At 73.6% G+C, this 11395-nt stretch carries 9 protein-coding genes; 4 read left to right on the forward strand and 5 right to left on the reverse strand.

Going from position 1 to position 11395, the window contains the following annotated elements; genetic code table 11:
• Positions 1 to 57: 57 nt before the first annotated feature.
• Complete coding sequence (locus tag ACFVQZ_RS01125) at positions 58 to 1458, reverse strand: MFS transporter (protein ID WP_051787500.1); 1401 nt, start codon at positions 1456 to 1458, stop codon at positions 58 to 60.
• A 474-nt stretch (positions 1459 to 1932) separates the two neighbouring features.
• Between ACFVQZ_RS01125 and ACFVQZ_RS01130 the strand changes: the two genes are divergently transcribed.
• A complete protein-coding gene (locus ACFVQZ_RS01130; RefSeq protein ID WP_383618601.1) occupies positions 1933 to 2562 on the forward strand; it encodes a CBS domain-containing protein in 630 nt (209 codons plus the stop codon).
• 65 nt (positions 2563 to 2627) lie between these two features.
• Positions 2628 to 3317, forward strand: coding sequence for a response regulator transcription factor (locus ACFVQZ_RS01135; RefSeq protein WP_030493184.1), 690 nt, complete (start codon positions 2628 to 2630; stop codon positions 3315 to 3317).
• Here ACFVQZ_RS01135 and ACFVQZ_RS01140 read toward each other — a convergent pair.
• Genes ACFVQZ_RS01140 through ACFVQZ_RS01155 form a run of 4 tightly spaced genes read right to left on the reverse strand, consistent with a single transcriptional unit; the run spans position 3314 to position 9498 of the window.
• Positions 3314 to 5062, reverse strand: coding sequence for a GAF domain-containing protein (locus ACFVQZ_RS01140; RefSeq protein ID WP_383618603.1), 1749 nt, complete (start codon positions 5060 to 5062; stop codon positions 3314 to 3316). The two genes, ACFVQZ_RS01135 and ACFVQZ_RS01140, sit on opposite strands and share 4 nt — an antisense overlap.
• A 48-nt stretch (positions 5063 to 5110) precedes the next feature.
• Complete coding sequence (locus ACFVQZ_RS01145) at positions 5111 to 7729, reverse strand: cation-translocating P-type ATPase (RefSeq protein ID WP_383618605.1); 2619 nt, start codon at positions 7727 to 7729, stop codon at positions 5111 to 5113.
• Between the two features lie 9 nt (positions 7730 to 7738).
• Entirely contained in the window at positions 7739 to 8599 is an 861-nt protein-coding gene (locus ACFVQZ_RS01150; protein ID WP_030493181.1) for a universal stress protein, read from the reverse strand.
• A complete protein-coding gene (locus ACFVQZ_RS01155) occupies positions 8596 to 9498 on the reverse strand; it encodes a universal stress protein (RefSeq protein WP_383618607.1) in 903 nt (300 codons plus the stop codon). Before ACFVQZ_RS01155 ends, ACFVQZ_RS01150 begins: the two co-directional genes overlap by 4 nt.
• A 245-nt stretch (positions 9499 to 9743) precedes the next feature.
• Here ACFVQZ_RS01155 and ACFVQZ_RS01160 point away from each other — a divergent pair, with 245 nt between their 5' ends.
• Together ACFVQZ_RS01160 and ACFVQZ_RS01165 are read left to right on the forward strand one after the other, a co-directional pair.
• Positions 9744 to 10370 carry a CBS domain-containing protein gene (locus ACFVQZ_RS01160; protein WP_383618609.1) on the forward strand — a complete coding sequence of 209 codons (627 nt, stop codon included), beginning with the start codon at positions 9744 to 9746 and terminating at the stop codon, positions 10368 to 10370.
• 26 nt (positions 10371 to 10396) lie between these two features.
• Positions 10397 to 11386, forward strand: a complete 990-nt coding sequence (locus tag ACFVQZ_RS01165) for an Acg family FMN-binding oxidoreductase (protein ID WP_383618611.1) — start codon at positions 10397 to 10399, stop codon at positions 11384 to 11386.
• Positions 11387 to 11395: the final 9 nt, after the last annotated feature.

Consider the following 11395-nt stretch of genomic DNA (forward strand, 5'->3'; position numbering starts at 1 on the left):
TCCCTCCCCACGGAAGCGGGGGGGGACGGCGGACCGGGCCGGGGGCTTGCGTCGCGCTCAGGCCCGGTCGCCGGCGGACGAGGCCACGGAGGGGACGGCGGTGCCGGCGGTGGCACCGGCGCTCCGCTCCTCGTCCTTCCCTCGGGAGAGGTCGCGGCCCAGGGTCTCGCGGGTGACCGCGACGGTGATCGTGGTGACGACGGCCGCCGCGCAGAGGTAGAGGGAGATCGGGACGGAGGAGTCGTAGTCCTTGAGGAGTTCGACCGCGATGATCGGGGCGAGCGCGCCGGCGACGATCGAGGCGAGCTGCGAGCCCATCGACGCGCCGGAGTAGCGGACCTTCGTGTCGAACATCTCGGAGATGAAGGCCGCCTGGGGGCCGTACATCGCGCCGTGCAGCAGCAGACCGGCGGTGACGGCGAGCGTGATCACCGCGAACGACTTCGAGTCGACGAGACCGAAGAAGGCGAACGCCCACCCGGCCATGCCCACCGAGCCGATCAGCGTGACCGGCCGCCGGCCGATGCGGTCGGACAGCGCGCCCCAGAGCGGGATGGTCACGAAGTGGATGGCCGAGCCGATGAGGACGGCGTTGAGGGCGGTGCTCTTCGGCAGGCCCAGGTGGGTGGTGACGTACACGAGGAGGAAGGAGGTGAGGATGTAGTACGAGATGTTCTCGCCGAAGCGGGTGCCGATGGCGGACAGCACCTCGCGCCAGCTGCGCCGGAAGACCTCGACGACCGGGGCCTCCTCCTTGACGCCCGCCGCCGCGGCGGCCTCCGCCTTCGCCTGGGCCTCCAGGAAGACCGGGGACTCGGACACCGAGACGCGGATCCACAGGCCGATCATGACGAGCAGACCGGACAGCAGGAACGGGATGCGCCAGCCCCAGGACTGGAAGGCGGCGTCCGACTGGACGGCGGCGAGCAGGGCCAGGACGCCGGTGGCGAGCAGGTTGCCGCCGGGCGCGCCGGCCTGCGGCCACGAGGCCCAGAAGCCGCGGTTCTTGTCGCCGCCGTGCTCGGAGACGATCAGCACGGCGCCGCCCCACTCGCCGCCGAGCGCGAAGCCCTGGACCAGGCGCAGCACGGTCAGCAGGATCGGCGCCCACACGCCGATGGTCCCGTACGTGGGCAGCAGCCCCATGGCGAAGGTGGCGCCGCCCATCATGAGCAGGCTGAGCACCAGCAGCTTCTTGCGTCCGATCTTGTCCCCGAAGTGACCGAAGACGATGCCGCCGAGCGGCCGGGCGGCGAACCCGATGGCGTACGTGATGAACGCGATCAGCGTGCCGACGAGCGGGTCGGCACTGGGGAAGAACAGCGTGTTGAAGACGAGCGCGGCGGCCGATCCGTAGAGGAAGAAGTCGTACCACTCGATGGTGGTGCCGATGAGGCTCGCGGCGACGATGCGCTTGATGGATCCGGGGGACGTGGGGGCGGGTCTTGCGGCGGCCATGTGCACCACTTCCGAGCAGGTGACGGGGACGTGTTCGTGTCGCCACACCGTAGAAACCCGCTGGTCACGCGTGTATGTGGCTGCACACCATAGTTCGGCGGCCGAAGGTGCGGGCGGCCACCATGCGGAGGCCCTCCGAGGCGGTCGACCACCTTCCGGACAGCGGCTTGCACCAGCCGCGGGAGGGCGTCAGATATGGCTGCTTCTGCCCCGGTTCGACGACGGGGTTCTCACTCCAGTGCTGGTTCGGTGCTGACCTAAAGCCCCACGTCAGCACCCCTGCCCACCGCTCCCGTGCCGGCTCGGTGCTTACTACGGAGCGTTGGGCTCGGACCTTCGCGTACGGAGCGGATGGCGACCGCGGAGCGGACACGTGGGGCCGGCAGGGCCGGGGGCGGGAGCAGGGGACCGGTCGGCCCTCCCCGTCCGGCGCGCACCCGGGCAGAGTGGTGGGGACACACGAGGAGGTCTCTCATGTCGAAGCCTGCCGGGCCCAGCGTCGTCAGTGACGTCATGACCCACACCGCCGTGGCGATCGGCCGCGACGCGCCCTACAAGGAGATCGTGGCGCTCATGGACCAGTGGAAGGTGAGCGCCCTGCCCGTCCTGGAGGGGGAGGGAAGGGTCGTGGGGGTGGTCTCGGAGGCGGATCTGCTGCCCAAAGAGGCGTTCCGCGGCGCGGACCCGTGCTCGGGGGAGGTCGAAGAGGCGGCGAAGGCCGGTGCCGTGCGGGCGGGGGACCTCATGACGAGCCCGGCGGTGACGGTGCACGCCGGCGCTTCTCTGGCCGAGGCGGCACGGATCATGGCCCGCCGGAAGGTGAAGAGGCTTCCGGTGGTGAACGGGATCGGGCTGCTGGAGGGGGTCGTCAGCCGGAGCGACCTGCTCAAGGTGTTCCTGCGGGAGGACGATGAGATCGGGGCGGAGATCCGGCGGACCGTGCTCGGCGCGGCGGCGCTCACCGGGCTGGACGTCACGGTGACCGAGGGTGTGGCCACGTTGCGGGGGACGCTCGCGGACCGTGCTCTCGTGCCGCTGCTGGCCCGTGCCGCCCGCGCTGTGGAGGGGGTCGTCGACGTCCGGATGGAGCTCGGGGCCGCGTGAAGGCGCTCTGTGACGGACAATTCTCCTGGGGGGCGGGCAGATGCCCACCGAGCACAGGGGTCGCCATGACCGAGCTTCCGGCAGCCGAGGAATCCGTCCGGGTCTTCCTGGTGGACGATCACGAGGTCGTCCGCAGGGGACTGCGGGACCTGATCGACGACGAACCCGACATGCGGGTCGTCGGGGAGGCGTCCACGGCGGGTCAGGCCCTGGCCCGGGGGCCCGCGCTGCGCCCGGACGTGGCCGTGCTCGACGTCCGGCTGCCCGACGGCGACGGCATCGCCGTGTGCCGGGAGCTGCGGTCGCGGATGCCGGAGCTGGCGTGCCTGATGCTGACGTCGTTCGACGACGAGGACGCGCTGCTCGACGCGATCATGGCAGGGGCGGCGGGGTACGTCCTCAAGCAGATCAAGGGGTCCGACCTCGTGTCGGCGGTGCGGACCGTGGCGACGGGGCAGTCGATGCTCGACCCGGCGACCACCGCCCGTCTGATGCGGTCGCTCCGCGCCCCGGAGACCGCCCGGCCGCCCGAGGACGAGCGGCTCGCGGCACTGTCCGAACGTGAGCGGTCCGTGTTGGAGCTGATCGGCGAGGGGCTCACCAACCGGCAGATCGCGAAGCGGCTCTATCTGTCGGAGAAGACGGTCAAGAACCACATCTCCCGGTTGCTCGGCAAGCTCGGCGTCGAACGGCGGGTGCAGGCGGCCGTGATAGCCGCGCAGACCCACGAGCACGAGGCGACGGGGAACGGTTAATTCTCCTGTGAGGTGTCGGGGGGCAGGGGGACGCGCCAGCTGAGGCGGGTTCCCCCATCGGGTCGCGTCGGGGAGTGGACGCTCAGTCGGCCGTCGAGGCGCTCGGCCCGTTCCGCGAGGTTGCGCAGCCCCCTGTCGTCCACCCGGTCCGGTGGCAGGCCGGTGCCGTCGTCCGTGACCTCCACCTCCAGGACGCCGTCGTCCACGAGGACGGCGATCTCGGTCCTGTGGGCGTGGGCGTGCCGGGCGACGTTGGTGAGGGATTCGCCGATGACGGCGACGACGGCGTCCGCGATGTCGGGGGGCACGTCGGTGTCCAGCAGGCCCTCCATGCGGAGCGCGGGGGCGAAGCCGAGGGTCTCCGCGGCCGCGTCGACGGCCGTGACGATCCGGCTCCTGAGCCGGGGCGCGGTGCCGGGAGCGTCGTGTTCGCGGAGGCCGAAGATGGTCGAGCGGATGATCTTGATGGTGGCGTCGAGATCGTCGATCGCCCGGGTCAGGCGGTCCGTCGCCTCGGGATGCTCGACGAAGCGCCGGGCGCTCTGCAGCGTCATGCCGGTGGCGAAGAGGCGCTGGATGGCGAGGTCGTGGAGGTCGCGGGCGATCCGGTCTCGGTCCTCCAGGAGGGTCACCTGCTCGGCGTCGCGGCGGCGGTCGGCCAGTTCGAGCGCCAGGGCCGCCTGCCCGGCGAAGCCCGGGAGGGCGGCGGTCTCGGAGCTCAGGAATGGGCGGCGGCCGCTGCGCCGGGCGAGGATCAGGACGCCGCTGAGCCGTTCCTTGGTCCCCACGGTGACGGCCACGGCCGGGCCGAAGCCCTGCCAGCGTTCTGGCTGGACCGTCACCCGCGCGTCGCCGGACACGTCCGCGACGGTGACGAGCCCGTCGGTCTCGCCGAGGGCGGCGGCCGCCAGGGTGCCCTCGCTGCTGGGCAGGACGACTCCGCGATGGGTTTCGGCCCCGTCACCGTGGGCCAGTGAGCCCCGCAGCTCGCCCTCCGAGCCGACGAGGTAGAAGACCCCCATGTCCGCGTCGGCGATGTCCACGGCCTGCTCCAGCATCCCGCCCAGGACCTCCGCCTCCCCAGTGCCGGAGAGCAGGGCGCTGGTGAAGTCGGAGCTCGCGGCGAGCCAGCGCTGCCGGCGCCTGCCCTCCTCGTAGAGCCGTGCGTTCTCGATGGCGATGCCCGCGGCGACGGCAAGGGTGGTCACGACCGCCTCGTCCTCGGCGTCGAAGTCGGCACCCCCGCGCTTCTCGGTGAGGTAGAGGTTGCCGAAGACCTCGTCGCGGACCCGGATGGGGACGCCGAGGAAGGAGTGCATGGGCGGGTGGTGGGCCGGGAAGCCGTAGGAGGCGGGGTGCTCGGACAGCTCGGTCAGGCGCAGCGGCTCCGGATGGCGGATCAGCTCGCCGAGAATGCCGTGGCCGGACGGCAGGGCGCCGATCCGCGCGCGCAGGTCGTCGTCGATGCCGATGGGAAGGAACTCGGACAGCCGCTGGTCCTCGCCGATGACGCCCAGGGCACCGTACTCGGCGTCGACCAGGGAGACGGCTGCCTCGACGATGCCCCGCAGCACCTGGGGGAGGTCGAGTTCGCGGCCCACCGAGATGACGGCTTCGAGGAGGCCCGTGAGGCGGTCTCTCGTGCCGCGCACGTCGTCGATGCGCGCCTGCAGCTCGTCCAGCAGGTCGTCCAGCCGGAGCTTCGGCAGCCTGGTGTCCGCCGGCCCGGCTTCTTCCCGGTCCATCAGACCTCCGGTCGCGCCCGGGAGGCACGACGTCTGCCGTACCCGTCTTCACGGTAGCCCGGCGGGCCCGGTCGTTCCTGTCGAGCCCGTTCCCCGGAAGGCCGTGCGGACGGCTCGTGCCGCGAGGAACCCGGCGGGCGCGCAGGCCGCGGCCAGGCCCAGTCCGGCTCCTCCGAGCGGATCGGTGTCGAGGGCCGTACGGAGGAAGGGCACGTAGAGCGCCGCCAGGGCCAGCAGCGCGGAAGTGAGGACCGAGAGGGGAAGGAACGGGTTCTTCCGGGTCAGCGGCCGGGACCGCAGCCCGAGGACGACGCCGAGCTGGGCGGCGAGCAGGGCGAGGAAGAGCACGCTCTGCCACGCCAGGCCGAGCGACCGTGCGGCCAGGCCCGCGCCGAGGGACGCTGCGGTGACGACGGCAGCGAGGACGAGCAGGCGCTGCCAGGCGCCGCCGCCGAGGATGTGCTGGTCCGGAGGGCGCGGAGGGCGGCGCATCGTCCCCGGCGATGCCGGCTCGGCGCCCATGGCGACCCCGGTGAGGCCGTGGGTGAGGAGGTTGATCCAGAGGATCTGTCCCGCTCGCAGCGGCAGGGGCAGGCCGAGCAGCGGGCCGACGAGCATCACCAGGATCTCCGCGGCCCCGCCGGCCATCCCGTAGACGAGGAAGCGGCGGATGTTGTCGTAGACGCGCCTGCCTTCCTCCACGGCCGTCACGACGGTCGACAGCTCGTCGTCCGTGAGCACGAGATCCGCGGCCTGGCGTGCGACCTCGGTGCCGCGCGCGCCCATGGCGACGCCGATGTCGGCCCGGTGCAGAGCGGGGCCGTCGTTGACGCCGTCGCCGGTCATGGCGGTGACCGCGCCCTTCGACCGCCAGGCGGCCACGATGTCGAGCTTCTGCTGGGGATCGGTGCGGGCGAAGACCCGTACGGACGTGAGGTCGTCGATCAGGCCCTCGGTGACGTCCTCGCCGGTGGCGACGCGGAGTTCCCGTCCGTCGGTTTCGCCGGCGAGCCCGACGGAGTCCGCGACGGCCCGCGCGGTCGCCGGATGGTCGCCCGTGATGAGGACGGGGATGATGCCCGCCGCACGGCAGGCGGCCAGCGTCCCGGCCGCATGGGGCTTCGGCGGGTCGCTCAGCGCCACCAGGCCGAGGAACCTCAGCCCCGACTCGGCCGCCGCCACCGGGTCCGGGGCGTCATGGCGTACTCCGGAGGCGACAGCGAGCACCCGGTGGCCCCGTCCGGCGAGGCGCTTCGCGGCCTCCCCGGCCCGCGCGAGGGTCTCCGCGTCCGCCCGCAGCACCTCCGGGGTGAGGACTGCTTCGGGTGCTCCTTTCAGGCAGACGAGAACCCGTCCGCCAGCGGTCTCGTGCAGGGTGGTCATGCGCTTGCGGAGGCTGTCGAACGGTGCTTCGGCGATCCGGGGGCGCCGGGCGTCCGGTTCCTTCCCCGAGGGGCAACCCGCCTTGGCCGCCGCGGCGAGGAGGGCGGCTTCCATGGGGTCGCCCACCGCCGTCCAGCGGCCGTCCGGGTCCGTCTCGTCCGGCGGGCGCAGGGCGGCGTCGTTGCAGAGGGCGGTCACCGTCAGCAGTTCCCGCACCGGGGCGAGCTCCTCCGGCGCGGGGGGTCTCCCGCCTGCCAGGACCTCACCCACCGGCTCGTAGCCGACGCCCGTGAGCTGGACGCCCGCCTCGGGCGTCCAGACCTCCCGCACGACCATGCGTCCCTCCGTGAGGGTGCCCGTCTTGTCGGTGGCGAGGACGGACACCGAACCGAGCGTCTCCACCGCGGGCAGCCGGCGCACCAGCGCGTGCCGGGCGGCCATGCGCCGCGCCCCGAGGGCGAGGGCGAGGGTGACCACGGCCGGCAGGGACTCCGGGACCGCCGCCACCGCCAGGCTGATCGCGGTCACCGCCATCGTCCCGGGCGGAAGACCGCGTACGAGGCCCAGGGCGAAGACCAGCACGCACAGGGTCAGCGTCACCGCGGCGAGGACCCGGCCCAGTGCCGCGAGCCGACGCTGGAGCGGGGTCGCCTCGCGCCGGTCGTCGAGAAGGGCGGCGATGCGGCCGAGGGCGCTCCTCGGGCCGGTCGCGGTGACGGTGGCGACGGCCCGGCCCCGTACGACGACCGTGCCCGCGCTCAGGGTGCCGTCGGCGTCCTTGTCCACCGGCACGGATTCCCCGGTGAGCATGGATTCGTCCAGAAGGAGGGCGGACGCCTCGTCGAGGCGGGCGTCGGCGGCGACGATGTCGCCCTCTCCGAGCACCAGGACGTCCCCGGTGACGACCTCCGCGGCCGGGAGGTCGCGGACGGCACCCTCCCGCCGCACGCGCGCGTGCGGGGCACTGAGGTCCGAGAGGGCGGCGACGGCGTTGTCGGCGCGGACTTCCTGGACGACGCCGACGGTGGTGTTCACGATGATGACCAGGGCGATGACGATGCTGTCGGGATGGTCGCCGATGGCCAGGGTCAGCGCTACGGCGCCGAGCAGCACCATGATCAGCGGGTCGCGCAGCTGGGCGAGGACCCGGCTGTACAGCCGTACGGGTCGGCGGGCGGCCACCTCGTTGGGCCCGTCGGCGGCGAGGCGGCGGGCCGCCTCCGTCGCGGTGAGTCCTGCCGCCCGGGCGGTCGGGGCGGCCCGGACGTCGGTCGGTGTCGTCATGGGGCGTGCTCACCCCGTGGGGACGGTGATCACGGGGCAGTGGGCGCGGTGGAGGAGGCCGTGGACGACCGAGCCGACGCGCATGCCGGTGTAGCCGCCCCGGCCCCGGCGGCCGACGACGACGGCCAGGGCGTGCTCGGCGGCGTCCGCGAGCAGTTCGACGGGCGAGCCGATGAGCACTTCGTGGGTGAGGCGCACGTCCGGGTACTTCTCCGCCCAGCCCGCGGTGGTCTCCGAGAGCAGGCGGCGCTCGGCGTGGAACAGGGTGTCCCCGGTGTGGAGGGTGAAGACGGGGGGCTGCCAGACCGCGACGGCCCGCAGGGCGCAGTGCCTGAGGTCGGCCTCCTCGAAGGCGAAGGCGAGGGCCGCCCGGGAGGACTCGCTGCCGTCGACGCCGACGACGAGGTACGCCGGGTCCTGGGTGGTGTGCTCGGCGTCGCCGACCACGACGACGGGGCAGCGGGCCCGCGCGGTGACGGGCACGACGAGGGAGCCGGCGCTGAGGAACTCCTCGGTGCGGCTCAGGTGGCGGGAGCCGAGGACGGTCATGACGGCCTCCTGGGCGAGGCCGGCCATCACGGCGGCGGGGGGACCCTCGGCCAGGGCGGCGGTGACGGGCACGTCCGGCCGGCGGGTCCGGGCCCAGTCGGCCGCCGCGCGCAGGGCGTCCTTGCCCCGCTGCGTCCGGGCCTGGTGCCGGGGCGTGTCGTCGACGTGCTGGGTGTCGTGCGCGGGTGGTACGGCGACGACGAGGCGGAGGGCGAGCCCTCGGCGGTGGGCCTCGTCGGCCGCCCAGGCCAGGGCGAGGCGTCCTTCGCGGACGGGGTCGATGCCGACGACGAGTTCGCGCCGTCCCGGGGTGGTGGTCATGACGTACTCCCGTGTCCGGGTCCGTGCCGGGGGATGAGCTCCACCGGGCAGTGGGCGTGTTGCAGCAGGGCGAGCGTGGTCCGGCCCAGTGTCGGCCCCAGGTATCCGGGGCCCCGGTGGCCGCCGACGACCAGGAGACAGGCGTCGCGGCTCGCTTCGACGAGGGCTCCGGCCACGCTGGGATTCCTCACGCCCTCGATCTCGGTCTTCAGGTCCGGGAACTCGTCACGGAGGAGGCCCTCCATCCGGGACTGCGCGAGCACGTGGTCGGCGGCCTGGTCGCAGGGGTGGTCGCGCGAGGCGGCCCGTCCGCCCCGTGGCCAGGCGGTTCGCCACACGTGCAGAAGCCGGAGCGGCCGGTGTCGCAGCAGGGCCTCGCGGGCGGCCGCCCGCGCGCAGCCGAGGTCGTGATCGTCCCGTACGGCGGCGAGCACGGCACCCGGGCGTCCGGTTCCGCTGTGCCCCCGCACCACGACCACCGGTGTGTCCACGGTCGCCGCGGTCCGCAGGCCGACCGATCCGAGGAGGAGCGAGGCGAATCCGCCGCGGCCCCGGTGGCCGACGACGATCGTGCCGCTCAGGGCGGCGGCGTGCCGCAGCGCCTCAGAGGGCGGCCGGTCGCTGAGCTCCTTGACGACGAGCACGTCGGGGTGGCGTGCGGAGACGGTCTCGGCCGTGACGTCGAGGAGTTCGCGACCGGTTCTGCGGCTTTCGTCGATCTCGGCCTGGAAGAGGTACCGGGCGAGGGCCTCCGTGTCCGTGGCGTGGACGAGGAAGAGCCCCGAGCCTCGCAGGAGCGCCTCTTCGGCGGCCCACAGGACGGCGGACAGCGCGCCTTCGGATCCGTCGACGCCGACGACGACGTCGCCGAGGCCCGAGGGGCGCTGGACTGCGGCCATGGTTCCTCCTTGCGGGGTTCCCCGAGGACTGCCCTTCGACCCTCGCACCCGGTCCCCGGAGAGCCCGAGGGCCTGAGGGGGCACAGGGTGGGGCCGAAGGTCCCATGAGGCGGGCGCCCGGAGCCGACGGAGGCCCGGTCGGGCCCGCGGGGTGGACCGTTCGGCCCCTCGCCGGCCCGCACCGGCGCGGTGGACGGTGGTGGCGTAGGCACCCCTCCGCCGACGAGCCGAACGGGAGGTCCGCCATGAGGCACCTGAAGGTCGGCGGCCTGATGACCGACGACGTGGTCACCGCCCTTCCCGACACGTCGTTCCGGGACGTGGCGAAGCTGCTCGCCGAACACGACATCAGCGGGCTGCCCGTCGTCGACGCCGACGACCACGTGGTCGGCGTGGTCTCCGAGAGCGACCTCCTCGCTCGCAGGGCCCTGACCGCCCGGGGTGTGATGAGCGCTCCCGCCGTCACCGTGCACGCCGAGGAGGCCGCAGCGGACGCGGCACGGCTCATGGTGCGCCGCGGGGTGGAACGCCTGCCCGTGGTCGACGAGGAGGAGCGGCTGGTGGGCATCGTCACCCGCCGTGACCTGCTTCGCGTCTTCCTCCGGCCGGACCCCGAGATCAGGCGGCGCGTCCGGGAGGAGGTCCTCTCGGACGCCCTGGACCTGCCGCAGGACGCGGTCGACGTGCACGTGCTCGACGGCGTGGTCACCCTGGCGGGCCGACTCCGGAGGCGGAGCCAGGCCGGGATGCTCCTGAGGCTCGCCGAACGCGTGGACGGAGTCGTCGCCGTCGTCGACCGGCTGTCCGCCCCCGACGACGGCGCCCGTCTCGCGCCCGCGTCCACGCGCACGGCCCACGACTTCTCCGAATGACCGCCCTCGCACAGACAGGACGCACCGTGGCCTCCAACCCCCTGCCCCGTCCCCTCGTCGCCTCGCTGGTCGAGGAAGCCGTCCTGGCTCCGTCGATGCACAACTCCCAGCCCTGGCGCTTCATCCACCGCGAGGCGTCCGGCACCGTCGAGCTGTACGGCGACCCGTCCCGCGGCATGCCCCGCCAGGACCCCGACCACCGGGCCCTCCACCTCGGCTGCGGCGCCGCCCTGTTCGGTCTGCGGGTGGCCGCCGTGCACAGGGGGCTGCGTCCGGCGGTCCGGCTGCTGCCGGACCCCGGTGATCCGTGGCATCTCGCCGACGTCCGGTTCGACGGGCCCGAGGGCGTCGACGACGGACTGGACGTGCTCCACCCCGCCCTGCCCCGCCGGCACACCAGCCGCTTCCCCTTCACCGAGGAGCGCATACCCCCCGAGCTGTTCGACGGCCTCCGTGCCGCCGCCCTGCTGGAAGGCTGCCGTCTGACCGTCCCCGGCGAGTGGCACACCGACACCGTGATGGGGCTCGTCCACGCCTCCGCGCTGTACGAGGCGGCGGACGACGCCGTACGGGCGGAGATCGCCTCCTGGACGCGTACGGGCGCGGCCGGAGAGGCGTCGCACCGCGACGGGGTGCCCGCCTACGCCTTCGGTCCGCGGCAGTACGACGTGACCTCGCCCGTCAGGGACTTCGGCGCCCCGGGCCGGGTGACCGGCCGTCCTTCGGCGCGCTTCGAGAAGACACCCCAGATCGCCCTGCTCGGCACCGTCGAGGACACGCCCGAGGCGTGGTTGCGGGCGGGGCAGGCGACGCACCGGGTGCTGCTCCAGGCCACCCTCGACGGGCTGGCCACCTCCCCCATGTCCCAGCCCCTCGAATGGCCGGAACTGCGCTTCGACGCGCGGGACCCGCTCTCGGCCGTCGGCTACGTCCAGATGGTGTTCCGTCTGGGGTACGGACCGGTGGGCCGGGCGACGCCCCGCCGGCCCGCCTGCGAGGTGCTCGCCTTCGGCTGAGCGCCCGCG

Source organism: Streptomyces sp. NPDC057854 (assembly GCF_042797055.1).
Lineage (GTDB): Bacteria > Actinomycetota > Actinomycetes > Streptomycetales > Streptomycetaceae > Streptomyces.

Bases quoted from the DNA above. Each gene is read 5' to 3' on its own strand.
- ACFVQZ_RS01130 (WP_383618601.1), top strand. From the start codon at position 1,933: ATGTCGAAGCCTGCCGGGCCCAGCGTCGTCAGTGACGTCATGACCCAC.
- ACFVQZ_RS01150 (WP_030493181.1), bottom strand. From the start codon at position 8,599: ATGACCACCACCCCGGGACGGCGCGAACTCGTCGTCGGCATCGACCCC.
- ACFVQZ_RS01135 (WP_030493184.1), top strand. From the start codon at position 2,628: ATGACCGAGCTTCCGGCAGCCGAGGAATCCGTCCGGGTCTTCCTGGTG.
- ACFVQZ_RS01140 (WP_383618603.1), bottom strand. From the start codon at position 5,062: ATGGACCGGGAAGAAGCCGGGCCGGCGGACACCAGGCTGCCGAAGCTC.
- ACFVQZ_RS01145 (WP_383618605.1), bottom strand. From the start codon at position 7,729: ATGACGACACCGACCGACGTCCGGGCCGCCCCGACCGCCCGGGCGGCA.
- ACFVQZ_RS01125 (WP_051787500.1), bottom strand. From the start codon at position 1,458: ATGGCCGCCGCAAGACCCGCCCCCACGTCCCCCGGATCCATCAAGCGC.
- ACFVQZ_RS01155 (WP_383618607.1), bottom strand. From the start codon at position 9,498: ATGGCCGCAGTCCAGCGCCCCTCGGGCCTCGGCGACGTCGTCGTCGGC.
- ACFVQZ_RS01160 (WP_383618609.1), top strand. From the start codon at position 9,744: ATGAGGCACCTGAAGGTCGGCGGCCTGATGACCGACGACGTGGTCACC.